The following is a 24,640-nucleotide window of genomic DNA, read 5'->3' on the forward strand; positions in this document are numbered from 1 at the left end:
AATTTCACCATGTTTTACCGTCAGTCGATCATCATCTTCGGCTTCGTTCTGCCCGCCGCGGTGTGCGCCATCATCGTGGGCGGAGGCATCGTCCTGAAGTCCAAGGCCACGGCCTCCTTCGAGGAGAAGCAAGCGCTCTACAAGTCCTCCGAACAGAGCCGTGCCGGCTCCCAGAACATCGAGAAGGAGATCAGCCAGAAGCGCGGCTTCGTCGAGCACTGGAACTCCCAGCTCGAACGCGAAACCGCGAACGCCATCTCCTCCGCCCTGAAGGAGATTGGCGACAAGCTTCCGGCCAAGGAATTCCAGCAGACCGCGGTGGAATACCCGAACGGTGCTGCCGGCTTCGCTGCAGCCTCGGCCCAGTCCTCCTCGCAGGTCCGCCTCGCCTTCCGCGCCACCTACCGCTCGATGCAGCGCGCCTTCCTCGAGCTCGAAACGCTGATGCCCCAGCTCCAAATGCAAGAGCTCAAAATCGACCCGAACTCCTCGACTTCGTCGATGAACTTCTCGGTCACTTACACCGCATGGGAGAAATGAAGATCGCTTCCGCCACCGCAACTCTGGCGCTGATCACGCTGCCCGCCACCGGCACCACGCCGGCGGAGGGCCGCGATGCTTCGCGCGGCTTGCCTGGCTCTGGCATCGCATCCACCAGCCCTTCAAAATGAAAACGATTCCGACTCTTGCCCTGCTGAGCCTGCTTGCTCTGCCCGTCCTGCACGCGCAGTCGGCGGAAGGCTTCGATAGCCCCGCCGCGGCACCTTCTGCTCCCGCACCGGCACCGGCTACGAAGACAGCTGCTCCTGCCGCCGCGGCACCGCAGGCAGCGCCTGCGGCAGCCAAGGCCGCTCCCGCCACCGATGCGAAGAAGATCCCTTCGCGCTATGCCGGCACGGGTCCTGAACTCGCCGCTTACGTCGAATCTCTCAACGCACGCTTCGGCATCAAGAACCGCCAGACGGACGTCTTCGGCCGCTACCAGGATCCGAACTACGCGGCGCAGGCCCCACAACCTGCGAAGCCTGGTCTGCACACCCCGACCTTCACGAAGATTCCGCAGACGCCCTTCCCCGATGTCGTCAACGCTGTTGAGGTCAACACCCTGATCCCCGCCAAGAAGCAGTTCCTGGTGGGCTCACGCAAGTTCGCCGTCAAGGACGTGCTTCCGATCCGCCTGCCCACTGGCAAGACAGTAAAGGCCCAAGTCATGGACGTCACCGCCCAGGCAATCACCTTCCGCAATCCCGATACCGGCGAGACCGCTGTCCGCAAGATGTCCAGCCTGCCGGAAGGAATGGTCCGCGGCACCGCAGGGATCTCCGCCCCCGGCATGCAATCCCTCAGTCCGAACGCCCCCATCGAAATCCAGATCGCACCCCAGCCCCCCCCATCTCGTCCAACTAATGATGGAGCCTCGTCTCCGACTCCCTTGCTGTCCCACAAAACACCTGCACACACCATGAAGCCTGCAATCGCCGTCGCCACGCTGCTGGCCCTGCCTACATCACTCGTCACCGCTCAGGTGGACGGCGTTCCTGCCGCTCCCGATCTAGTGCAGGCGAATGATCCCGCCGTACCTGATCTGCCGCCGCCCGCACCGGCTCCGGCCCCGCCATCCGATCTGCCGAATATCCCGGTCGCACCGCCACCGCCAGCACCAGGTGCTGATTCGGTCGAGCCGGTCGCACCACCTGTAGCCCCAGCTCCCGGAGCCACAGCCCCGGCAGCTCCCGGTGCAAGCACCGGCCAAGAAATCCAGGAGTCCGAAGAGGGCTACCTGATCAAGGATGCGCCGATCAACGACATCTTCCAGTTCCTAGCCAAGCAGGCAGGCCGCCAGTACTTCCACAATGCGAAGCTGGCCACCCCGGACTACCGGGTGACGGGTCACCTCAACGACGGCAACCCGCTCAACCAGATGGAAGAGCTGGCCTTCATGTATGGCCTGACCCTCTACACCAAGGGCAATACCATCTACGCCCTCAGCCAGGCCCAGCTCGGCCAGCTGCCGAGCGCTGAGTTCAACTACCAGCTCCGCTATCTGCGCCCGACCGACATGGAGCAGATCACCAAGCTGCTCACCCCGGTCCTGACGCCCGGCACCGGCATCGTGAACTTCGAGCCGAAGACCAACACGATCGTCATCGTCGACACCGCCCACCGCATCGAGCAGGCCAAGCACCTCTTGGAAAGCATCGATCGTGCGAAGGGCCAGATCGTGGTGGAGACCAAGATCCTGCGCGTGAACAGCGCTGCTGCGGAACGCACCGGCATCAACTGGTCCGCCTCGCTCGGCGAGAACGGCACCTCGATCGAAGTCGCGCGCAGCTTGAACAGCATGTTTGGCATCGACTCCGATGTCTCGACCAAGGGCGCCTCCGTCGGCTCTGCGCTGGCCATGGCTGAATCGACCGCCAGCCAAAACCTGGTGCTCTCCCCGCTGCAGCTCAACGGCGTGCTGCGGGCCCTGGCGGAAGGCAACTTCGCGACCCAGATCTCCAACCCGACGCTGATCACCGAGGACAACGAGCAGGGCTCGATCTCGATCATCGACCGCGTGCCGATCATCACCGCAACCGTCAACCAGTCGAACGGGGTGAGTAACATCACCGAAGAAGTCCGCTACAAGATCGACTCCCAGGACAAGACGATCTCGGAAGATCCGGACAAGCACCGTGAAATCGGCATCTCGCTGACCGTGACCCCGACCCTGCTGCCGGACGGCACGGTGCGCATGCGCCTCCGCCCCCGCTCCGCCCAGATCGTGGACAACGTCGTCGGTCAGTCGGGTAACGTTTATCCGCGCGTGACCGAGTCCATGATCGAGTCGCTGTCCCGCGTGCCGGATGGCCACTCGCTGGTGGTCGGCGGCTTCTACGGTGAAATCGGCAATAAGGATCGCACCAAGGTGCCGATCCTCGGCGACATCCCGGTGATCAACTTCTTCTTCAAGTCCAAGGACACCAAGAAGGAGAACTCCAGCCTGGTCTTCATCGTCACTCCGACGTCCTACGATCCGGCCAGCAAGTCGGCGACCGCGAAACAGTCCAGCCGCGTGCACAGCAACGTGAGCCTCACCCAGGATCACGACTGGGTCGACCCCGAGTGCAACCCCGGCCCGGCCCACGAGCCGAACCTGCGCCGCGGGATCCGCGACCTGCGCCCGAGCCAGGCCCCATACTATCCGACGGCCGAAGAGATGGCTCCGAAGCCGGCGCCCGCTCCCGCCCCGGCCAGCACCACCACGGCCAAGCGCAAGTTCAGCCGCGCCGGAGGCAAGTAAGGCTTCCCATGGGCGGAGACGACACCCCCGTCTCCGCCCTTTCTCCCTCTGCCGTTTCCACCCACCCTATCATGTCATCCCCCGCTCAAGCCATGTACGATCAACCGGTGCGCAAGCCCGGCGACATCGGCGACCTCGTCCGGATCTGCCTCGAGCAGACGATCCAGGCGATCCAGGCCACCGGCATCGCCACCGAAACCGAAATCGCCCGGGTCCGGGTGCTTTTCGAGCGCTCCGTAGCCAAGGACGAGCCGATGGACGTGCTCGAGATCCTGGCCCGTGTGCAGGGAGCGGAAGAAGAACATGTCGGGGTGGAAGTGGCCCGCATCACCCACTCGGTGTCCGCGGTCATTCATCCTTCGCCGCCGCTGATCCCCTTCGCCGGCAAGTTGATCGCCCCCTCCGCTTTCTACGAATCCTTCGACCACGTGCACAAGGTCGCGCGGGCGCTGCTGGCGCCGGTGATCTATGCCGAAGATACCGATGCCATTGGCACGGGCGCCCTCAATCCGGTCGCTGCCCGCATCATGGCAGATGAGATCCTCTCCACCGTGGATCGCCGCTTCGGCATCAAGCCTTTCGTCACCTCGGTCCGCATGGACTACGAGAGCTGGTCTTTCCTCACCCGCAAACACTTCGCGTTGTGATCGACTTCGACAGCATGTCCTTCAATGAGCTGATCAGCGGGCAGATCATGCGCGCGCTGGCGATCCATGATCCCCAGTACTCGGAGCTCTCCCACGATCAGGTCGCCAACCGCGTGACCCGCTATTGCTTCATGGGCGCGGTTGCCAAGATCAACGGCCTGCCCTTCTTCCCGAAGGTAGCGGAATTTTGTGACGGTTCGCTGCACACCTACTGCGACCCCACGGTCCTGACCCGCGGCCTCTTCAGCCCGCTCTGCGTCACCGGCGACAAGCTGGTGGTGGCCGTGGCGAATCCCTGGAGCCCGCTGCCGGACGAATACCTCGCCCCGCGCTTCCCGGATCTCGAGATCGTCAAGATCGTCACCCTGGCTTCGGAAATCGCCCGCGCGATCGAGTCCGTGGCCACCAACTCCGGCCCGAGCCGCTCCGAACTGGAAGCGATCGACGTCGAGGACATGGACGAAGGGATCCGTGACTTCGACGTGACCACCGACTACACTGAACCGATGGCCCAGCTGGTGGCCACCGTGATGGCGGATGCGGTCAAAACCCGTGCCTCGGACATTCACTTCAAGGTCGAGAAGGAATCCTTCTACTATGCCTACCGGGTCGATGGCGACATCGGCAACAAGGTGGAGATCCCGATGAAGCTGAAGGACCGGCTGGATGCCTTCCTGCTGAACCTGATGAAGCTGCCGACGGAAATCCGCGCCACCGCGCCGGGTATCTCCGGCCGCTTCACGATCTCCTACTTTCACCGCCCGATCGACATCCGCTACGAGCGCCACCGTACCTACCGGGGCTATCACGTGACGATGCGTCTGCTCGACAAGAGCAACATCAACGTGACGCTCGGCAAGGGCACCCTGGCCTTCGACGAAGACACCCTTTTCGAACTCAGCAAGGTGATGAAGGTGCCAGCCGGCATCATCGTCATGTCCGGCCCCACGGGATCGGGCAAATCGACCACCCTGAACGCGATCCTGCGCGAGCTGAACCGGCCCGACGTGAACATCCTGACGCTGGAAAACCCGGTGGAAGACGAAGTTCCCGGGATCACCCACTGCGACTTGCGCAGTGCGAAGGAGTTCAAGCCGATGATCGCCTCCTTCATGCGGTCCGACCCGGATATCATCCTGATGGGTGAGGTTCGCGACATCGAATCCGCGGAACTTGCGATCGAAGCCGCGGTGACGGGCCACAAGGTGCTGACCACGATTCACACCCCGCGCGCCTCCCAGATCATTGAGCGTTTCGAGCAGCTCGGCATCGAGCGCTGGAAGATCGCCCAGACCCTCAAGGCCGCCTGTGCCCAGCGTCTGGTCAAGATCCTCTGCCCCTACTGCAAGGAGGCCAAACACGGCATCTCCGAGCTCGACCGCCGGACCTTCAACCTGGACGACACTTGGGCGGATATCCCGGTCTTCCAGGCCAAGCCGGGTGGCTGCGCGGAGTGCCGCAACTCCGGCTACAGCGGCCGTACCGCCATTCTCGAAATCATCCCCATCACCCCGAAGACCTCGGACATGCTGTCGAAAGGCGAGATCTCGCCCTACGACCTGGAAGTTAAAATCCAGGAAGAAGGCAAACTGCCGAACCTCCGTCGCAGCGGCTTGCGCCTGCTGCGCGAAGGCAAGACGGACATCGACGCCGTTTCCAAGGTCATCGACATGACTTACACCGATGAGTAGTGCATCCGTCGCCGCACCCAGCACCGCCAAGCAGCAGCAGCAAGGTGGCAAGCCCGCCCAGGCTTCCTTCAGTTTCCTGAAGTCCGGGAAGACCAAGGAGTTCAGCAAGAAGACGCTGATCTCCCTGTTCCGCGGCCTTGCCTCGATGCTGCGAGCCCAGATCAACACCGCGGACGCGCTCAAGTACTACGGCCAGGGCCTGAACGACAAGATCATGTCCGACACGCTCGCGAAGATCCGCGACGAGATCAACTCGGGTGTGAGCGTTCACGAGGCCTTCCGCCGCACCGGCCGCTTCAGCGACATGGTGATCGGCCTGATCCAGGCGGGTAGCGATGCCGGCCAGCTCAACGAAGCCTTCAAATCGCTCGCCGCGCGCTTCACCAGCGAGCTGCACTTCAACAAGGCAATCAAGAAGGCCACCGTGATGCCGGTGGTCATCATCTCGGTTTTGATCGGTGCCTTTATCACCTCGCAGGTCAAGATCGTGCCGCAGGTGGAAGATATGCTTTCGGGCGTCGGCGCCAAGCCGGACGGCATGACTGCGATCTCCTTCGGGGTCTCGCACTTCACCCAGACCTGGTGGAAGCTGGTGGTGCCGATTATCATCGGCATTGCCGTCACCATCTGGCGCTCGGACAAAGTCCGCAACCTGATCCTCGGCCTGGCGATGTCCAAGTGGCGCCTGTTGCGCCTGCTGATCCTCAGCCTCCGGCAGATGACCTTCCTTGCCACGATCCGGCTGCTGCATGCCAACGGCATCAACCTCGCCAAGTCGATCCGCGTGTCCGCGAATAGCGTGAAGGGCACCCCCTTCTACGCCGAGCTGCGGGAGGCTGCGGAAAAGTACGAGAACTCCGGCGTGCCGCTCTCCACCGCTTTCGCCAAATACACCTCCGTGGACTCGCAGGTCGTCCACATGCTCTCGATCGGTGAGAAATCCGCCTCGCTGGACACCCAGCTGGATATGCTCACCCAGATGTATGAGGAGGACTCCGAGAACTACATGGCAGCCTTCACCGCCACCATCGGCTTCATCGTGCTGATCGCGGCAGTGTTCCTGATCGGCGCCGTGTTCGTGGGAACTTTCCTGCCCATCTTCCTGATGGGTCCGAAGATGATGAACAACGGCATCTAAGCCGGTCGCCCAACACCCTGCTGCCCTTACACCCATGCAACTCACACGACTCGACCGCTATCTCCGCGAGCGCTTCGTCTACGAGACGCACATCTACACCCTGCGCCTGCCGGCCTCGATCCCGGCAGGTGCTATCGCCGAGGAACTCCCTGACTCTCCCGGGCGCAAGTTCCGGCATCGCTTCATCCTCCGCAGCGACAAGGCGGTGAGCGCCCTGATCTCCGAACTGCGGGACGGAAACCAGATGTTCACCACCCGCGTGGTGGACCGCGAGGCCTGGTATGTCCCGCTCATCGCACCAAACGGTAAGTCCGTGACCTGGTGGTTGATCTGGGCATCCCTCGCCATCGTCGCCACCTTCGGCTTGGTCTATCTGGGCAACATGCTCTGGGCCAACGAGGAGCTGCGGAAGAACGCCGCCGAAGCGCTGAAGCTCTTCAAGAACTAATCTCCGATGCGGGCATGGAAATCATTTAGATTTCCGTCTTTTCAATCATTCTTAAGAACCTTAAACATTTGCTGTCCCATGAACTCCGGGTCCCATGCCAATCCTTCTCGCGGAGGATTCACGCTCATCGAGATGTCGTTGGTGATCTTCATCTTGATCATGCTCCTCAGCTTCGGCTTCGGGCTGTCTAACCAGATCACGAGCTGGAAGCTGGGGCGTGCCGGCTCGGAGATTTTGCGCACGGTCTACACCGCGCAGCGGACCTATCTGGCCGATCACCCGACCACACCGGTGAATGCGCTGACGCCCGCGATGCTGATCCCCTACCTGCCGAACGGCGCGGTGGCCATGCCGACCTGCACCTCGCTGACGAATACCCAGCTATTCGTCCACGTGAATGTTTCCCCCCCTGTGCTGACGGTCACCCCCGGTGGCCTCGCTGGAGTCACCTACGATCCCTCCGGAAGAGCAAATGACTCCCTCTGGGACGTCGGGGAATGATGAAACACTATCGCCCTAGCATCGTCGCCTTGCTTGCCGCCGCCCTCGGATTCATCGGGAGCGCCGCGGCCGGGGAATTCACCCCGATGGGTGAGTACATGATCCTTCGCCAGATGAAGATCACCGGCAGTGGCAAGGTGGTGGAGATCCCGATCAAGCCACTGCCAATCAAGGTCGAGACCGACGGAGTCACCGTGCGTCTTTCCGCTGACACCAGCTCCGACAACGACAACTGGTCCACCTTCAAGATTTACCGCTCCGATGGCATCGGCCGCCAAACGGCTCCAGGGGGTCCGCTGGAAGTGGTCCCCGGCGTACAGGCTACCAGCGATACCAGCGGAGTGCACAAGCACCTGCGGCTGACACGCGACACGCTGACGCTAACGGTTTTCCCGGGAGTTTCCGACCAGACCCTGGTCACCCAGGCCAAGCTTGTGGCCCCCGCCGAGTCCGGCGGGGCCGCCCCGCCTGCTGCGGATGCGCGGGCGGAATCCGAATCACCTTGAACGATCCCATGCGCCCTTTGCCCACTTCGACCCAGATCGCTCCGGTTGCCGCGAAGACGGCCCCGGTGGTCGCCACGCCCCAGACCTTGGAGTTGGGGCCGCTCACCGGCAGCAACTCCGCGGGCACGAACCGCCGCGCGCCCGCTGCCACGGCCCAGCGCGCGTATCCCTGGCTGCTGGTGACGAGCACCCTGCTCTCCGCGGGCTTCTTCACGCTCTACCTGACCAAGCCGGTGATCGCCGCCGGTGTCTCGTCCACCGCAGCTACCATGAACGTGGCCGGCCCGATGGATCCCACACCGCCGCCAGCCCCGGCACCTGCCGGGACCAAGACCCAGGATTCCCTGCTGCCGAACGGCCACGCGCTGCCCGGCGACAAGAACAACAACAAGCCCCAGGCTGCCGATCCACGCCGCCTCGGCTCGGCCGCGGTCTCCGGTTCCGCTGCCTCTTATGAGGAGACCAACCTACGCGTCCAGCACGTGCTGAATGCCCGCGGCCCGGCTGGCGAGGACCTCGGCAAGGTCACCCTCGAGGTGCCCGTGCTCTACGGCAGCCGCTCAATGCGCTGGACCCCCACTGAGGTGGCGCGGGCCCGCGAGTTGCTGGTCCGCATCGGCGACTATCAGGAACGCTCGCGCGCCCTGCGTGAGGAAGGCCGCGTGCTCATGGAGCAATGGAATGGCCTGGTGGGCGACTCGATCCCCGCCGAAGTCCTCCGCGCCGACAGCCCGACCCTGACCCGGGCCGGCGTGAACAGCAGCCCGACCGCCGAATTGGACAGCTCTGAAGCCATCGAAATCCAGAACCGATGAAAGCCACCCTTCTTGCTTGCGCGCTCATCGCCGCCACTGCCTCCGCCCAGGACATCGCCCCGAAGGATTCGGAGCGGGATCCGCTGCTGGCGGCCCTCAGTGAAAATCTGGATGAAGAGCCCGCGGTCACCGTGGATATCCGCTCCACCGCCCCGCCGATGGTGCCGACGATGGATTCCGAAGCCCCGGTCCTGGTGACTGGCAAGCCGTCGGAAGTCGCTACCGAAACCGGCGAACCCGTTGCCGAGCCGGAAGGCGTGACGGTGAATGTGGAGCCTGGCAGTGCCGGCTCCAGCGCGGTGGATGCCAAGTCAGTCAAACTGCTGGCCCCCTTCCCTGCCAAGCCGCTCTCCCACCCGCCCAAGGGCTGGCGCTTGGAGCACCCGAAGGAAGTGCCTGCCTTTACCCGCGAAGTGCCGCTCTCGAATGGCACCCACATCCAGCTTTCGATCCGCCCGCACCTGCTGGTGCCGGATGCGGATGGAGCACACGTAATCGCAGTGAAGGAGCCCGGCTACGAACCCGACAAGCGCTACGCGCAGACGGGTACGATGAGCGCCGTACTTTCCACCTCGATCGATCAGCTCGACCAGGACGCCCGCCAAATGAGCGAAGCCATCGACCGGCTTGAGCAGCTTCTGGGTTCCCTGCCTGCCACTGAGGCAGCCGCCCCGCGTGCCACGATCGTCAATCCTCCTCCGGTAGCACCCAACCGCAAACCGACCCGATGAAAACCAGCTCTGTTCCGATCGCCTGCGGGACTGCCCTCGCCCTGATGGCAGGGGCCGCCGCTGCCCATTGGCTCTCCGTGCGTGACATGGTCACCTTGGCTACGCTCCTGCCGCAGCAAGCTCCCGCACCCGCTACCTCGCATCACGATGCAGCGATGCTGGCCAAGCTCACCGCCCCGCAGCCGCTGCCCGATGACAGCGTGGCCCGCGAGGCCAAGAGCACCCTGGCCGCCGCCCGCAAGGGTCAACCACAGCCGCTGTTCCAGCCTCAGCAGCAGCAGTTGCAGCCCGTGAGCGCACCGGCACCGGCCAATCCCAATCTCGTCGCCAGCCGGATCCCGGCTACCGCCAATAGCACGGAAGAAAAGCTCCTGCGCCATCTTGAGGACATCCTCGCCCAGAACCAGGAACTGCGTGACCGCGTGGCGGACACCAACCGCGACATGATGGAGCTGCGCCTGCAGGTCGATAGCTACCATGGCCAATTCCGCCCGCTCAAGGTGGAGGAAGAGCCTCGCTACTTCGACGACAGCAGTGGCGGCGTGCTGCCACCGCTGGACGCTCCCTGAGTAAGCTGATACTCTACGACTTGAATCCGAACACCGGATTGTAATCGGGCGGCTGATTGAACTCTGCCGCCCGTTTGCGTATCGTCAGCAAATGGCAGCCCCGTCGTCATCCTCCGCTACTCCGCCCAAGCCCCGGCGGCGCCGCCTGAAGCGCTGGATGAAGATTACCGGGGCCACGGTGCTGGTCTTCGGCTTGGGCTCCTGCAGCTTGACCAAGCGTCTCGTCGCAGAGGCGATCGTCCACCCGCAACGCAAGGGCGTGGGCGCACCGGTGCCGGAAGACCTGACGGCGCGGACCTTCAAACTGCCGGACGGCGTGGAGCTCCGCACTTGGGAAGCCCGCCCGGCCGGACCGCCGAAAGCCGCGGTGCTGGTACTTCACGGCATCTCGGACTCGAAGGCCACCCAGGTCGAGACACTCCGCTTCCTAGCCCGCCGCGGTATCATGGCGATGGCGCCGGACATGCGCGCCCATGGCGATAGCGGCGGCCAATTCGCCACTTACGGCTATGTGGAGAAGAACGACCTCTCCCTGCTCCGCAAGGTGGTGGAGAAAGAATTCTCGAAGCTGCAGGTCGGCCTTTGGGGCACCTCCTACGGCGGCGCGATCGCGCTGCAGGCCATGAGCATCGATGACCAGTTCGACTTCGCGATCATCGAGAGCACCTTCGCGGACCTCCGTGATGTCGCCCGCGCACAAGTGGTCAGCCATACTACCCTGCCGGTAAGCTGGCTCGGTCCCTACATGATGAATGAGGCCGGCAAGCTCGCCTCCTTCGATCCCGGCCAAGTCTCGCCCGAACACTCGATGGAGAAGATCAAGGTCCCCATCCTGCACATGCACGGGGTCAACGACGAGATCATCCCGATCGACCAAGGCCGCCGCATCGCGAGCCATTCCCATGATCCGAATTACCGCTTCGTGGAGATTCCGAAGGGCACGCACTTCGGGCTGAAAGCCGGGGATCCGAAGAAGTACGATGAAGAGGTGAAAGCGTTTTTGGACAAGGTGGTGGGACCAGCACCGGAGTAAATCGACGGGCCATTCACGCTACTCTCCGACCGTCTCCAAAGCCCGGTTCTTGAGCTCGGCCGAAAGATACATCCCCGCTTCAGACTCCAGCCTGTCCAAGAGGGCTCTTGCGGAGGAAATCAGGTCCTGCCGCTTTGCAAGGAGAAGCACACCCAACAATCCAATTACCGGCACACCTTCTTGAGCAGCCAGTGCACGTCCCTTACGTTCGTCAATCAGCAGGCGATCTGCACCCAGTTCTTTCGCGAGTTCGATGGCTTCGGCTTCGCCCTTGTCCACGACCTCTGTCATGCGCATGGCTTCGGCTGGATTGACGACAGCTTCAACACGCAGCCAGCCGGGGAGGTCGGCATGATTGCGCAATAGCTCCGTGCGAACTGCTTCCGGGATAACGACTTCGTTGAAGAGCTTTGGCAGAAGCTCAGCTTCGCCAACGGTTAGCAAAGCCGTCAGCGGCGAGGTATCAGACACTACAATCATCTCCCGGACAACAACTCGACCGTTTCCAAGTCCGCCTCCAATTCGTCCGAGCCGTAGTGCAGCGGGATCTTCCGCCGGCCGAGTTCACGAAGAAAATCCGCTTGGGTCAGGTCGGATATCTCCGCGGCCTGTCCGAGGGTAGCCTCGTCGGAAACAAACAAACCGATCGCCAGATGCAAGACGGCCTGCTGCGGCGAAAGTCGCTCCTCCAGTGGCTTTGGCAGAGTCACCTCCATGACTGGAGGATGCTCTCTTTATGCCAGCTACGCAAGGATGGAGGAAGATTCCCCCATTGCCTCACATCGGCATCGGGAAGGCCCGGTTGAACGCAAACACCTTGTCGCGGATCGCGTGCAGCTTCGCCTCATCGCCGACGGCCGCGAGGGCCTCTGCGATGAAGTCGGCGACTTGCTCGACGTCCTTCTCCCTCATGCCGCGGGTGGTCACAGCCGGGGTGCCGATGCGGATGCCGCTGGGCTTCATCGGGGTGCCGGTGTCGAAGGGGATCGCGTTCTTGTTGACCGTGATGCCGGCTTCATCGAGCGCGTGCGAGGCATCGGCGCCGTTGAGGCTCTTGGCGCGGAGATCGACCATCATCACGTGGTTGTCCGTGCCGCCGGAGACGATGCGGAAGCCGTGCTGCGTGAGGCGCGCGGCAAGGGCCTGCGCGTTCTTCACGATCTGCTGCTGGTAGTCCTTGAAGTCCGGCTTGAGCGCTTCGCCGAAGCAGACCGCCTTGGCGGCGATCACGTGCATCAGCGGACCGCCTTGGATGCCCGGGAAGACCTGGGCATCGATCTTCTTCGCGAACTCTTCCTTGCACAGGATGATGCCACCGCGCGGACCGCGCAGGGACTTGTGGGTGGTGGAGGTCACGAAGTCGGCGTGCGGCACCGGATTCGGGTGCACGCCCGCGGCCACGAGACCAGCAATGTGCGCCATATCGACGAAAAGGTAGGCTCCCACTTCGCGGGCGATGGTGGCCATGCGCTCGAAATCGATCACGCGGGAGTAGGCGCTGGCGCCGACGGTGATCAGCGCGGGCTTGGTCTCGCGGGCCAGCTCGGCGAGGTGATCGTAGTCGATCCGCTCGTCGTCCTTGCTCACGCCGTAGTGGGTGACTTCGTAGAACTTGCCGGAGAAGTTCGCCTTGTGCCCGTGGGTCAAGTGACCGCCGTGGGCGAGATCCATGGTCAGGATCTTGTCACCCGGCTTGAGCACGGAGAAATAGACCGCCGTGTTCGCCTGCGAACCGGAGTGGGCCTGCACGTTGGCGTGCTCGGCACCGAAAAGCTTCTTGGCGCGGTCGATCGCGAGCTGCTCGACGACATCGACGTTCTCGCAACCACCATACCAGCGGCGGCCGGGGTAGCCCTCGGCATACTTGTTGGTCAGGACCGAGCCCTGCGCTTCCATCACCGCCGGGGAGGCGAAGTTCTCGGAGGCGATCAGCTCGATGTTGTTGCGCTGGCGGCGCTCTTCCGCGGTGATCGCGGCGTAGAGTTCCGCGTCGATCTCGGCGATGCGGGAGCCGGAGGACTTGCAGACGCGGGCCTCGTGGCGGCCACCTTCAAAGGCGGTGGTAAGGAAAGCATCGATCATCGCCACCGCGGTGCCGGCATCGACGGTCTTGGCGCCCAGGCAGAGCACGTTGGCGTCGTTGTGCTGGCGGGCGGTCACGGCCTCTTCCGCGGTCCGGACGTTCGCGGCGCGGACGTGGCGGTGGCGGTTCGCGGCGATTGAGACGCCCACGCCGGAGGTGCAGCAGAGCACTCCATAGTCCTGAGTGCCATCAGCAACAGACCGACCGACCAGATTCGCGAAGTCCGCGTAATCGACCGAATCGTGACCTTGGGTGCCGAAGTCGGTGACCTCATGCCCTGCCGCCTTCAAGTGGGCGACAAGTTGGTCCTTCAGATCGACTCCGCCGTGATCGGCACCGAGGGCAATGCGCAGGGACTTTTGGCTCATAGGTAGGCTCGCTTGGGAGGCACGGAAATGGGGGCGCGACCCCGCCCTGCCAAGTGAAAAGTGCCCGCCGCCGGGAGAAGGGGCCGAATCCCGAGGAGAAACTGTGCCATCCGGTCAAACCGGGATTCCGCAGAGCCTTAGGCCCCCGAAATCCGGGCTTGAGGCTCCCGAAAGGCGGGTGAAACCACGAATGAACACGGATTAACACGAATGAAGACCATGCTCCGGCGATCTTCCCTGCCTTTCATTCGTGTTTATTGGTGTTTATTCGTGGTTCCATCGGCACCCGAACACGGCCACCTACTCCTTGGATTTGGCATCAGCCGGGGCTACGGCATGCTCCACCAACGCCTTCGCGACGCTGGCAGCAATCTCCTTGCGGATCGCGGCGGAACTCTCCCCTTCCAGCAGCCATGCTGCCACCTTCGGGTTATCGATGAACTCGATCTCCAGGAAACAGGCGTCCAGAGCCTTCCCCCGCTCGAGCGCGCGAAGATAGCGGAAGAGGTGGGAGCCCTCGGGCTTGCGATCAAAGATCTGGGCTGGCTTCGCCTTCGACGCGGGATCGTACTTGAGCGTCACGGCTTCCACCGCCTTCGACAGGCTGTCCCCGAATGCCTTGTCCCGCTTGAGCTGCGCGGCGGTATTGGCCGGAACTCCCTGATACTTCTCACCCTGCACCACAGCCACCGGTCCATGTGCCGAGGGAGTAGAATTGAAATGAATGCTGACGAAGGCGATCGCGCCGGGCAGATCCGCGGTTTTGGCCCGCGCCTGCATGCCCACATTCACGTCGCTCGTGCGGGTGAGAACCGCTTTGGCCTGCCCGGATTCATTCACGAGCCGAGCGATCTCCTTGGAGAGCTCCAGGGTGAGATCCTTCTCCGAATAGGTCTCGCCGGAGCGCGGCGACTTGAATTCCGCGTTGTTCGGGCTGCTGTGGTCCAGTTCGGCCCCGCTGCCGCCGTGCCCCGCATCGATCACCACGATCGGGAGTTCCCCGCGAGCTACGGAGAGGATCGCGACAAGCAGGGCTACGGACTTCATCCTCATGAGTTCCCGTATAGCGGATCTTCGCCCTCCGAGGCAGGGATCTTCTAACCCTGCCAAGTCTGGTCGATAAAGGCCACCAGCGTGGGAATCGCCAGATCCAGGGTCTTGGCCGTTTCCTCATACGCCTTGCGACCCATGCCGATGGGGTCCGGCACGTCCGCGGAGACACCCCGGCCGGGCAGATCCACAAATTCGCAGGTCAGGTAAAACTTGTCCGAGAAATCCGGAAACAGGTTTTCCAGAGCCTCCAGGTGCCCGCTGGTCATCGCAAAGACGTGCGTTGCTTGCTCCAGAAGCTCCGCTGTTACCGGCTGGCTGCGGAATCCATCCAAGGCGATACCGCGGCCGCCGAGCAGCTTCTTGGTTTCAGGATTCGGCTCGTCTCCCGCATAGGCAGCCACACCGGCTGAACCCACCTCGAAGTCGCCGCGGGCCTCCACCGCCTTGCGGAAGAGGCCCTCCGCCATCGGGCTGCGACAGGTGTTTCCCGTGCAGATGAAGAGAACCGATTTCTTGGAGGACATGGCGCGGGCGCACCATGTCCCCAAGGCCCCTTGTGGTCAAGGCGGGGCGATAATCACCAACACACGCCCGAAGCGCTGGCCGGAGGAAGCTCCCACCGGATCAGCAACGGTGACACGCTCCCAGGTCCCATCGATCGACTCCACCACCGGCGCGGTGCCCGCGCCGCTGAAGTCCTCCAGGCTGCTGCCAAACTGGGCGGTGTAGGTCAGCCCGGAATTCTTCCGGCGCAGGTATTGCAGCGAGAGGATCTGGCCCGTTGGATTACCCGGAGTGACCACCATCTTGGGCAAGCCCGAACCCGGGATCACCGCCGGATCGTATTCGTCGAGGTCCGCCACGGCCGGATTCAGGTTAAAGGCGTACTCCAGCAGCTTGGCGATGCCATCGCCGTCTTCATCGGCAAGCTGTGAGAGGGCCGAACCGTCCACCCCGCGGTCGAAGGCCCACTCTTCATAGGGCGTGCGATAGGTCACGCTTACCGGATTCGAGGCGAAGTTGGCCGCGCCGCCACCGTCCGTCACGGTGCTATCGCCCAGTGACATCGTGACCGTGGGAGCCGTCGGCTTGACGGTCACCGTGTAGGAGGCGCCCGTGCCAGAGATCGCGACTACCTGCCCACCGGTGATCTGGAAGTCACCCAGCGCCAGGCCGGTCACGCTTTCGGAGAAGGTCAGGGTCGCATTGAAGTTCCCGTTCACCACGCCCGGCGGACCGGTGAGAGTCGCCAGCGGTCTCACGCTCTCGAATTCCAGTCGGTCGAGCCGCGCGCCATCGTCGCGACCGTAAACGGTCACCGTGTGCGTGCCGGCACTGAGGTTCATGACCACCGGATCCGTCAACGGCGTCCGGTTGTTCATGTAGTCCCAGACGTAGGCGGTTCCCACCGGCGTCACGTCCCAGAGATACACCGTGCCCGTCGCCTGGTTGCCATCGATCTCGACCCAGAAGGAATCGCTGGAGTTATCCGGTGGCATGATCAGGCCCTTCAACATCCATTGGCCCGTTTGCGGCAGCACGAAGTTGTACTGGACGCGGTGCTGGGTCTTCACCGGCAGGTTGAAGTTGTTCGGATAGAGCGTATCCGGCAGCCAGACATACTGGCCATGCGGTGCCGCGGGATCCGTGACCAGCGCCATGCCGCCGCCGAGGTAGGCATACTCCGCCGCATTCCGCGCCAGAACCTGCGGCAGGTAGAGCAGCGTGGTGGAGGTGCCCGCGCCCATCGGCAGGCCCGACAAATCGGTCACCGCACCCGGCAGCAACTCAATGCCCACGCTCCCCGGGGTCAGGGGCGAGAAGTTGAGGATGTAGTTCACCCCGTCTGGCACGATCGAATTCAACGTCGCATTCGTCAGCGTGAAGTCAGCCGCACTCAGACCGGTGACCGCTTCGCCGAAGCTGAGGTTGATGGAGAAAGCCCCCGCCACCTGCGCCGGGACGTTCGTGAAGACCGGCACCGGCGGCTGGGTATCGACAAAACTCACCGCCAGCACCGAGGAAGCGCGGCTGCCAAGACCGTTCGGACTCACCGCATCCGCCGGCACGCCGACCGTCACATTCGCGGCACTCGGCGCGATCGTCGCCACGTAGTAGTAGCCCTTGCCACGCAACGCGCTCACCGAACCACCCGTCACTTGCAGGTCCGCCGCGGTGAAGTCGGTCACGTCCATGTCGAAGGCCACGGTGACATCGAAGGGACCGGAAACCTGTGCCACCGGACCTGCGATCTGGCAACGCGTCTTGCGCAGGCCAACCAGCCCGTCGTAGCGCTGGGTGGCGGTGCCATTCGGCCAAGTGCCGGAAGTCATCAGGGTCCAATTGCTGGCATCAGTGCTGTAGTGGACTTGATAGTTCGCGATCCGGCCGTTTTGACCGTCCTGCCGCGGCACATAGACAAACCCTCCCACGCTACGCGTCGAGCCGAGGTCGATGGTGATGTAGTGCGGCAACTGGGTGGTATCGGCCCCCCAAGCGGTGTGCCAATAGGTAGTGGTATTGCCGTCAATGGCACGGGTAGCCGGCGCCACCTCGTCCGCCAGTTCCTGGCTGTCGGCCGCATAGACCGAGAGATCGGAAATCGGAATGGTGTTGCCGTTGCCATCGAGGATCGAAAGCTCGGCAACACTGGTCCACGGATTTCCCCCGACTTCCGACGTGGCGGTCAGCCGCACATAGCGCGCCTGCGGCGAGGGCAAGGGTTGGAATTCCGCATCTGTCAGGCTGTTGATGTACTGCTGCAGCTTCGTGACCGCCTTCTGGTCGACCAGGTTCTTGGCCAAGGGCGGCATGGCGGCACCGTTGCCGACATTCGACATGCGCACATGCAAGGCCGAGAGACTCGGCGAACCGGGCTTGATGTAGCGGCCATCCGGACCGAGATCGAAGGTCCCCTGGATCAGGCCATTGATCAGCCTTTGCTGATTCAGCGGCGTCCCGAGCCGAGCATCAAAGAAATCCACCGTGCCACCGGGCCGGTGACAGTGCGAGCAGTTCGAGTCGATGTAGGAGCGCACCCGATGTTCCAGAGGTGCCGTCTCATCATCCAGCGCACGCGACTCCGTGAAGTTCGCGATCTGCGCTGCGGTGAGCGTCGTATCGAACATGCCCAGCGCATTGAAGGTCGTGAGCTGGTTCGCCGTCCGCCCGGTGGCCGGATAGGTGAAGGGCTTGTCGAGCGCCGCGGTGCGCACCCCGAGCGCTTGCCCGGCGGCGTTGTTGTGGCAGAGCAAACAATCGCCGCGGGAGGGGAAGTCCCAGTGCTGCGTGGTCGTGCTGCCGTCTTGCAGCGTGACCTGAATGTTGTCCGAAGCGCCGGAGGAAAGCAGCGTGGCATCGGTGCCCGCCGCGTTCCACTTGTAGGTGAAGCCGTACTTCCCGCCGTTGTCGGTGCAGACGATGACGCGGGTTTCGAGCCGGTGCAGAATGGACGGATTGCGCTCGTCGGTGGGCAGTTCGAAGTGCTTCACGAATACGGTGCCCGCCGGGAAGACCCAAGGGCCTTCCTCGCTGAAGGTAATCTTCTCGGAGGGGGCATCGTGGGTGCCGTCGTTCGGCAGGATGATCCAGCGGCGCTTGGCCGCAGCATCCGACCAGAGAGGGTTCGCCACGCTGTAGGGGACGACTCCCGGAGCGGTGGCGAGGGTCGCCATATCGGTGAAGATCCCGGTCTGCGAGAGCAGCGCCGGCGGTTCATCGGAGACACCGGCGGAGACCAGCTTGCGGATGGTGCCGCCGGTCTTGTTGGTGCCATTGACGATCGGCAGGAAAATCTCTCCGCTGGAGTCCTCGCAGAAGTTCGCAAGGCCGACCTTGTCGCCGGTTGGCAAGCCCTCCGCGATCAAGTTCACGGTGGGTGCACCACCCGAGGTCGACAAAGTGGCGGTCCAGATCCGGCCGCGGGCGTGGTCGCCGAACAGCACCTTCCCACCAAGCACGCTGTTCCACTTAGTGCCGCGATAGCGCATCCCGCCGATGATGCAGGAACCGTCGCTGCGCGTGTAGTCGTAGTCCGGCACCTGCGCGGTGCCGATCAGCGGAGAGGGCACTGCCCCCGGACCGGTGATGGAGCCTTCCATGTAGCCCCACTGGTTGTTGGCACCCTTCGGGGCGCGGCCGATCTCCTCGCGCGAGCCTTCACCCACATCGCCGACCCAGATGTCGCCGGTGACCTTGTCGAGATGCATCGTGTGCGGACTGCGCAGGCCGAGCGAATGATACTCTTCCAAAATCGAGCCACCCGGATCGAGCCAAGGGTTGTCGTTGGGGATTCCGTAGCCCTGCGTCGAACTCGCGGGCCAGCCTGCGGGCTTGTTGGTCGGACTCAGCGGCTGACGCCGGATCGCGTGCGAGCGGGCGGGCTTGTTGTCGACGTCGATCTTGAAGACGCCACTGAAGAGGCCCCAGTTGAGCCTCTGGGTACGGCTCAGCGCGCCATCGGCACCGGCCAAGCCGCCGCCCTCGGCGCTATCGCCGCCATCCCCGCAAATGATGTAGAGGTAGCCATCGTTGTCGAAGAACATCGCACCACCGTTGTGCCAGCGGCAGCGGTCATACTGGTTCATCAGCACGAACTCGCTATTGGGATCAAGGGTGCCGCTGGCAGGCAGCCAGGTGAATCGCGAGACCCGCCAGTACGAGTGGTTCGCATCCGCACCCGTCAGCGCCGGCTTGTAGTTGTAGCAGACGTAGGCGTAATTCGCATTCGGCGAGCCCGCTTGTCCGAACTCCGGATGGAAGGCCAGCGAGTAAAAGCCCTGGTCCTCGGACGACATGGTATTCGACACCCACTCCAGCACCTTCGTAACCTGCGCCTGGGTGGTCGCGGCGTTGTTGGCGAAGCGCCAGAGCTGGCCGTTCTTGCCCACGAGGAGAAGCTGGTTGGTGCCGGGGATCTCCGTGAGCCACAGCGGATCCACGAAGGTAAGATTGGGAAAGGCATTTACCGTGGACCAGCCGGTGGATTGGCCGGGTGCGGTGGCAGGGAAGGTGCTATTGAAGTAAGCACCGACCGCTTGTGGCGCGTCCAAGCCGCCTCCTTGCGCAACTGCATCCTGCGGAAAGGCCGCGAGAAGGCATGCTGCGACGAGAGAGGTCAGCCCCGTAACGCGCCCGCATGAGGGTTTGGCGGGCATGATTGCTTCCGCTATAGCAACCGGTTTTCGCGAATCAACGGAATTCCTGACGATCGGTGCCACTCGTTCGGGTAGTTCCACGTAGCCTTCCCGTGGTTGCTGGATTTCCAAGGGCCGGGGAAGTTCGGCGCTACAAAATTGTCACAATTCCCCGGGCTTGCCCCTCCCCCTTCCGGGGTCTTGCCTGCGGCCATGTCATCTCTGCCACGCCTGCCCGCCTTCTTCGACAAAGACCAGGCCTCCACCTACGACGAGCGCTTCGCCAAGCTGGTTGCCATGCGCGATGCGATCCACCTGATCATGGGCTCGGCCTTCGCGGATCTTCCCGCAAACGCCCGGATCCTCTGCGTCGGCGCTGGCACTGGAGCAGAGGTCTTCTACCTCTCCCGCAAGTATCCCGGCTGGCACTTCACTGCGGTGGAACCAGCTGCGGCGATGCTAGACGTCTTCCGGCGCCGCGCGGCGGAGGAAGGAATCAGTGAGCGCTGCAGTTTCCACGAAGGCTATCTTGATTCGCTGCCGCCGACGGATGAGTTCGATGCAGCCACCTCTATCCTAGTCTCGCAATTCATCCTCGATCCGGAGGTAAGACGCGAGTTCTTCGAAGGAATCGCAACCCGACTGAAGCCGGGCGGGCCGCTACTGAGCGCCGATCTCTCCACCCACCTCGCCAGCAACGAAGGCCAGGGTGTATTCAACCTTTGGCTCGGCATGCTGGCCTCCTCAGCGATGCCTGCCGAACAGATCGCCCAGATGCGCGCGGCCTATGAGCGCGATGTCGCGATCCTCCCGCCCGGCGAGGTGGAGGCCATCATCATGGCCGGTGGCTTCGGGCAACCCCTGCGGATCTTGCAAACTCTATTGATCCGCGCGTGGTTCGCCCGCCGCGCGGAAAGCATTTCATAAGCGGAGAGGGCAATTCCCGTGGACGCCCACGGGAGATGGTGTTTCGTGCGAGTTGGGTACCCGGCCAGGTCCCCCCAATTCGACGCCGCCATGACCACTCTCACCGTGAATCGCAAAAAGCACGACGTGGATGCCGATCCATCCACCCCGCTGCTCTGGGTCCTGAGAGACCTCCTCCATCTCACCGGCACCAAATTCGGTTGCGGGATGGCGCAGTGCGGGGCCTGTACCGTCCACCTCGATGGTGAGGCCGTGCGCTCCTGTGTGACTCCCCTCTCCCGCGCGGAGGGCAAGGAGATCACCACCATCGAGGGCCTTTCCTCCGACAACAGCCACCCGCTGCAAGTCGCGTGGATCGAGCAGGACGTGCCGCAGTGCGGTTACTGCCAGTCCGGTCAGATCATGTCCGCCGCGGTGCTGCTGCGGGAAAAGCCAAACCCCACGGACGAGGACATCGATATGGGGATGAGCGGCAACATCTGCCGCTGTGGGACCTACCAAAGAATCCGCTGCGCGATCCACCGCGCCGCCGAACTTGCCGGAGCCGGCGCGAAAGGAGGTGCCAAGTGAGTGGCAAGGAACGCATCGGCCGCCGCGGCTTCCTCAAGGCCAGCGGACTTCTCACCGGCGGCTTGGTCGTCGGCTTCCAAGTGCCCCTCGGTCAGCGCGCCGCCGCCCAAGCGCCACCACCGGGCGCAGGCAAGCTACCGCCGCCGAATGCCTTCCTGCGAATTGCCGCGGACGGCAGCGTGCTCGTGCTGCTCGCGCACTCGGAGATGGGCCAAGGCATCTGGACCTCCCTGCCGATGTTGATCGCGGAGGAGCTCGATGCCGATTGGTCGAAGGTGAAGGCGCAGCACTGTGGAGTCGCTCCGGTTTACAACCACACCGCCTTCGGTTTCCAGATTACCGGCGGCTCGACTTCCACGCACTCGGAGTTCGACCGCTACCGCCAGGTCGGCGCGATGGCCAGGCAGCTGCTGGTGCAAGCGGCTGCCGAGAAGTTCGGAGTGAAGCCCGAGGACTGCAAAACCGACAAGGGCGTCGTGACGGCCGGCAACAAGAAGGCCACCTACGGTGAACTGGCCGAGGCAGCCGGGAAGCTGCCAACACCGGAAAAAGTCACGCTCAAGGATCCGAAGGACTGGAAGATCATCGGCAAGGACACCAAGCGTCTCGACAGCCCCGAGAAGGTCAACGGCACCGCGCAGTTCGGCATGGACGTGCAATTGCCGGGGATGCTCACCGCGGTGGTCGCCCGCTCGCCAGGCTTCGGCGGCCAGGTGAAATCCTTTGATTCGAAAGATGCTCTGGCCGTCCCAGGTGTGCGCCAAGTCGTGCAGGTCCCAAGCGGCGTCGCCGTGCTCGCCGATCACTACTGGGCCGCCAAGCAAGGCCGCGACAAGCTGAAGATCGAATGGGAAGAAGGCCCCACCGCGGGGCTCGACAGCAAGAAGCTGCGCGAGGAGTTCAAGAAGCTCGCGGGAACCGCCGGCAACAAGGCCGCCCAGGCGGGCGACGCCGCTGCCGCGCTGGCCAAGGGAAAAATACTAGAAATGGAGTACTTCGTTCCCTACCTCGCCCACGCGCCGATGGAGCCGCTGAACTGCACGGTGAAGTTGAGCGCGGACAAATGCGAGATCTGGAGCGGCACCCAGCTCCAAACCGTGGATCAGGGCGTTGCCGCGCAGATCACCGGCCTCAAGCCGGAGCAGGTGGAAATCCACACCACCTTCCTCGGCGGCGGCTTTGGCCGGCGCGCCACCCCTGTCTCGGACTTCATCTCGGAAGCGGTGCAGGTCGCGAAGGCCAGCGGCAAAACCGTGAAAGTCGTCTGGAGCCGTGAGGACGACATCCGCGGTGGCTATTACCGACCCTCCTTCCTCCACCGCGCGAAGATTGCACTCGATGAAAAAGGCCACCCACGCGCATGGGATCACGTCTTGGTCGGCCAATCGATCCTCGCCGGCACGCCCTTCGAGGCAGCGATGGTCAAGGACGGCATCGATGCCACCTCCGTGGAAGGCGTCGCCGATTCGCCCTATCTCAAGGAGGTCCCCGATCACCACGTCCACCTACACTCGCCGAAGACCGGGGTTCCGGTGCTGTGGTGGCGCTCGGTCGGCCACAGCCACACCGCCTTCGTGATGGAGAGCTTGATCGATGAACTCGCGCACGAGGCGAAGAAGGACCCCGTCGAGTATCGCCGCGAACTCCTGAAGGATCACCCCCGCCACCTCGCCGCGCTTAACTACGCGGTGGAAAAATCCGGCTGGGGCAAGCCGCTTGAGAAAGGCCATTTCCGCGGCGTCTCCGTGCACGAAAGCTTCGGCAGCTTCGTGGCCGAGGTCGCGGAAGTCTCCGTCTCGAAGGAAGGCATCCTCAAGATCCACAAGGTGACCTGTGCGATCGACTGTGGCCTCGCCGTGAACCCGGCAGGCGTGAAAGCCCAGATGGAATCCGGCATCATCTTCGCCCTGAGCGCCGTGCTGCATGGCGAGATCAGCTTCGCCGATGGCAAGGTCCAGCAGCGCAACTTCCACGACTACCTGGTCGCACGGATGTTCGAAGCGCCGCTGATCGAAGCCCACGTCGTCCCCAGCACTGGCAAGATGGGTGGCGCGGGCGAATGCGGCGTGCCGCCTCTCGCCGCCGCCGTCACGAATGCCATCTTCGCCGCCACCGGCAAACGTCTCCGCGAGCTGCCCATCCATGTTGACCAACTCAAAACCGCATGAGCACCTCGCCATGAAGACGAACCGCAACTTGATCCCCACCGCCGCCGCCTTCTCGGCCATTGCTATCGCCGGCTACGCCTTCCACCTGCAAGGCCAGGACGCGCCCGCGGCGAAGAAGCAGGACGCCGCCGCATCCAAGGCCGCCTTCAAGGAAGTCTACAAGGTGCTCATGCACCCGCGCTGCCTGAACTGCCACCCGAACGGTGACGCACCGCTCCAAGGCGACGACAGCCACCCGCACATCCAGAACGTCAAGGCCGGCCCCGAGGGCAAAGGCGTCTTCGCGATGAAGTGCACGAACTGCCACCAGGAGCATAACCTGCCCGGCGCGAACATGCCTCCCGGCAACGAGGTCTGGCACCTTCCCAAACCGGAAATGCCACTGGTCTTCGAGGGCAAGTCCCCCAAGCAACTGGCCGCGCAGATCAAGGATCCCAAGCAGAACGGCGGCAAGACCCTGGAGCAGCTCTTCCACCATGTCGCCGAGGACAAGCTGGTCCTCTGGGGCTGGAATCCCGGCGACGGCCGCACCCTGCCGCCACTCAGCCACGAGGAATTCACCAAGCAGATGCGGATCTGGATCGATAATGGCGCGGAGGTCCCGGATTGAGAGATAAGGAGCGGGGACATTCCTGTCCCCGCGCACAATTCCGGCAATCGGCTCCTCGCTCCGCATGGAAGCGCTGCGTCGCAATCTGGCCGCGCACCCCTCAGACGCCACCTCTCCAGTCCTGCGACACATGCCGGACCATCGGCGGCATGGCGATTCCCGGGCTCAAGGATGAGTCCCGCGCCTGCACGGCTGGCTTCCCCGGCTTCAGGTAGAGCTCCTTGGAATCAGGGAATCCCATGAACTCCACCGCTCTGTAGCGGGTGGCATTCATCACCATTCCGCCCAAGGTCGGAATGAGCTTATCATTTATTGTCCTTAACAAGCTTTCCCCTTTGTCCTACAGGCAGGCTGCTTCCCA

Annotated in this window: 24 protein-coding genes; 17 read left to right on the top strand and 7 right to left on the bottom strand. The window is 63.4% G+C overall.

Going from position 1 to position 24,640, the window contains the following annotated elements; translation table 11 throughout:
* The first annotated feature begins 9 nt into the window (after positions 1 to 9).
* The 13 genes from BV071_RS11525 to BV071_RS11580 all read left to right on the top strand — a co-directional run bounded on the left by BV071_RS11525 (position 10) and on the right by BV071_RS11580 (position 11,365).
* Positions 10 to 540 carry a hypothetical protein gene (locus BV071_RS11525; protein ID WP_035606639.1) on the top strand — a complete coding sequence of 177 codons (531 nt, stop codon included), beginning with the start codon at positions 10 to 12 and terminating at the stop codon, positions 538 to 540.
* The gene (locus BV071_RS35335) at positions 537 to 671 is read left to right on the top strand and encodes a hypothetical protein (RefSeq protein ID WP_265594343.1); all 135 of its coding nucleotides are present in this window, start codon (positions 537 to 539) and stop codon (positions 669 to 671) included. The genes BV071_RS11525 and BV071_RS35335 overlap by 4 nt, the downstream gene beginning before the upstream one ends.
* The gene (locus BV071_RS11530; RefSeq protein ID WP_035606641.1) at positions 668 to 3,286 is read left to right on the top strand and encodes a secretin N-terminal domain-containing protein; all 2,619 of its coding nucleotides are present in this window, start codon (positions 668 to 670) and stop codon (positions 3,284 to 3,286) included. The genes BV071_RS35335 and BV071_RS11530 overlap by 4 nt, the downstream gene beginning before the upstream one ends.
* 71 nt (positions 3,287 to 3,357) lie before the next feature.
* Entirely contained in the window at positions 3,358 to 3,933 is a 576-nt protein-coding gene (locus BV071_RS11535) for a hypothetical protein (RefSeq protein ID WP_265594344.1), read from the top strand.
* Complete coding sequence (locus BV071_RS11540) at positions 3,930 to 5,624, top strand: ATPase, T2SS/T4P/T4SS family (protein ID WP_035606647.1); 1,695 nt, start codon at positions 3,930 to 3,932, stop codon at positions 5,622 to 5,624. The genes BV071_RS11535 and BV071_RS11540 overlap by 4 nt, the downstream gene beginning before the upstream one ends.
* Complete coding sequence (locus BV071_RS11545) at positions 5,617 to 6,762, top strand: type II secretion system F family protein (protein WP_035606649.1); 1,146 nt, start codon at positions 5,617 to 5,619, stop codon at positions 6,760 to 6,762. Before BV071_RS11540 ends, BV071_RS11545 begins: the two co-directional genes overlap by 8 nt.
* A 34-nt stretch (positions 6,763 to 6,796) precedes the next feature.
* The gene (locus BV071_RS11550; protein ID WP_035606652.1) at positions 6,797 to 7,210 is read left to right on the top strand and encodes a hypothetical protein; all 414 of its coding nucleotides are present in this window, start codon (positions 6,797 to 6,799) and stop codon (positions 7,208 to 7,210) included.
* Positions 7,211 to 7,288: 78 nt separating this feature from the next.
* Positions 7,289 to 7,711, top strand: a complete 423-nt coding sequence (locus tag BV071_RS11555; RefSeq protein WP_035606655.1) for a type II secretion system protein — start codon at positions 7,289 to 7,291, stop codon at positions 7,709 to 7,711.
* Complete coding sequence (locus BV071_RS11560; RefSeq protein ID WP_035606658.1) at positions 7,708 to 8,217, top strand: hypothetical protein; 510 nt, start codon at positions 7,708 to 7,710, stop codon at positions 8,215 to 8,217. The genes BV071_RS11555 and BV071_RS11560 overlap by 4 nt, the downstream gene beginning before the upstream one ends.
* Before the next feature lie 8 nt (positions 8,218 to 8,225).
* Positions 8,226 to 9,032, top strand: a complete 807-nt coding sequence (locus BV071_RS11565; RefSeq protein WP_035606660.1) for a hypothetical protein — start codon at positions 8,226 to 8,228, stop codon at positions 9,030 to 9,032.
* Positions 9,029 to 9,763 (top strand): hypothetical protein, encoded by a 735-nt coding sequence (locus tag BV071_RS11570; protein ID WP_035606663.1) that lies wholly within the window; start codon positions 9,029 to 9,031, stop codon positions 9,761 to 9,763. The genes BV071_RS11565 and BV071_RS11570 overlap by 4 nt, the downstream gene beginning before the upstream one ends.
* Positions 9,760 to 10,332, top strand: coding sequence for a hypothetical protein (locus BV071_RS11575; RefSeq protein WP_035606665.1), 573 nt, complete (start codon positions 9,760 to 9,762; stop codon positions 10,330 to 10,332). The genes BV071_RS11570 and BV071_RS11575 overlap by 4 nt, the downstream gene beginning before the upstream one ends.
* 91 nt (positions 10,333 to 10,423) lie before the next feature.
* Positions 10,424 to 11,365 (top strand): alpha/beta fold hydrolase, encoded by a 942-nt coding sequence (locus tag BV071_RS11580; RefSeq protein ID WP_081885934.1) that lies wholly within the window; start codon positions 10,424 to 10,426, stop codon positions 11,363 to 11,365.
* Positions 11,366 to 11,383: 18 nt separating this feature from the next.
* On the opposite strand, the gene BV071_RS11585 is transcribed toward BV071_RS11580, so the two are convergent.
* From BV071_RS11585 to BV071_RS11610, 6 genes are all read right to left on the bottom strand, one after another.
* Positions 11,384 to 11,836 carry a DUF3368 domain-containing protein gene (locus BV071_RS11585; protein WP_265594345.1) on the bottom strand — a complete coding sequence of 151 codons (453 nt, stop codon included), beginning with the start codon at positions 11,834 to 11,836 and terminating at the stop codon, positions 11,384 to 11,386.
* 5 nt (positions 11,837 to 11,841) lie between these two features.
* Positions 11,842 to 12,081, bottom strand: a complete 240-nt coding sequence (locus BV071_RS11590; protein ID WP_035606674.1) for a UPF0175 family protein — start codon at positions 12,079 to 12,081, stop codon at positions 11,842 to 11,844.
* Positions 12,082 to 12,142: 61 nt separating this feature from the next.
* Positions 12,143 to 13,816, bottom strand: coding sequence for a ribose 5-phosphate isomerase B (gene rpiB / locus BV071_RS11595; RefSeq protein ID WP_035606678.1), 1,674 nt, complete (start codon positions 13,814 to 13,816; stop codon positions 12,143 to 12,145).
* 300 nt (positions 13,817 to 14,116) lie between these two features.
* Positions 14,117 to 14,863, bottom strand: a complete 747-nt coding sequence (locus tag BV071_RS11600) for an N-acetylmuramoyl-L-alanine amidase (RefSeq protein WP_035606681.1) — start codon at positions 14,861 to 14,863, stop codon at positions 14,117 to 14,119.
* 50 nt (positions 14,864 to 14,913) lie between these two features.
* Positions 14,914 to 15,393, bottom strand: coding sequence for a low molecular weight protein arginine phosphatase (locus BV071_RS11605; protein ID WP_035606684.1), 480 nt, complete (start codon positions 15,391 to 15,393; stop codon positions 14,914 to 14,916).
* A 36-nt stretch (positions 15,394 to 15,429) separates the two neighbouring features.
* Positions 15,430 to 20,025, bottom strand: coding sequence for an Ig-like domain-containing protein (locus tag BV071_RS11610; RefSeq protein ID WP_081885936.1), 4,596 nt, complete (start codon positions 20,023 to 20,025; stop codon positions 15,430 to 15,432).
* 192 nt (positions 20,026 to 20,217) lie between these two features.
* Between BV071_RS11610 and BV071_RS11615 the strand changes: the two genes are divergently transcribed.
* The 4 genes from BV071_RS11615 (at position 20,218) to BV071_RS11630 (ending at position 24,279) form a co-directional block, all read left to right on the top strand.
* Positions 20,218 to 20,931, top strand: coding sequence for a class I SAM-dependent methyltransferase (locus BV071_RS11615; protein WP_035606689.1), 714 nt, complete (start codon positions 20,218 to 20,220; stop codon positions 20,929 to 20,931).
* Positions 20,932 to 21,021: 90 nt separating this feature from the next.
* Positions 21,022 to 21,501 carry a (2Fe-2S)-binding protein gene (locus BV071_RS11620; protein WP_035606691.1) on the top strand — a complete coding sequence of 160 codons (480 nt, stop codon included), beginning with the start codon at positions 21,022 to 21,024 and terminating at the stop codon, positions 21,499 to 21,501.
* Positions 21,498 to 23,669: a xanthine dehydrogenase family protein molybdopterin-binding subunit gene (locus BV071_RS11625; RefSeq protein WP_035606693.1), complete on the top strand. Its 2,172-nt coding sequence runs from the start codon at positions 21,498 to 21,500 to the stop codon at positions 23,667 to 23,669. The genes BV071_RS11620 and BV071_RS11625 overlap by 4 nt, the downstream gene beginning before the upstream one ends.
* A gap of 10 nt (positions 23,670 to 23,679) precedes the next feature.
* Positions 23,680 to 24,279, top strand: coding sequence for a hypothetical protein (locus BV071_RS11630; protein ID WP_265594346.1), 600 nt, complete (start codon positions 23,680 to 23,682; stop codon positions 24,277 to 24,279).
* A 100-nt stretch (positions 24,280 to 24,379) separates the two neighbouring features.
* Here BV071_RS11630 and BV071_RS11635 read toward each other — a convergent pair whose 3' ends face one another.
* Positions 24,380 to 24,553, bottom strand: a complete 174-nt coding sequence (locus BV071_RS11635; protein ID WP_265594347.1) for a hypothetical protein — start codon at positions 24,551 to 24,553, stop codon at positions 24,380 to 24,382.
* Positions 24,554 to 24,640 lie beyond the last annotated feature (87 nt).

The organism is Haloferula sp. BvORR071 (assembly GCF_000739615.1).
Taxonomy (GTDB): Bacteria; Verrucomicrobiota; Verrucomicrobiia; order Verrucomicrobiales; family Akkermansiaceae; genus Haloferula.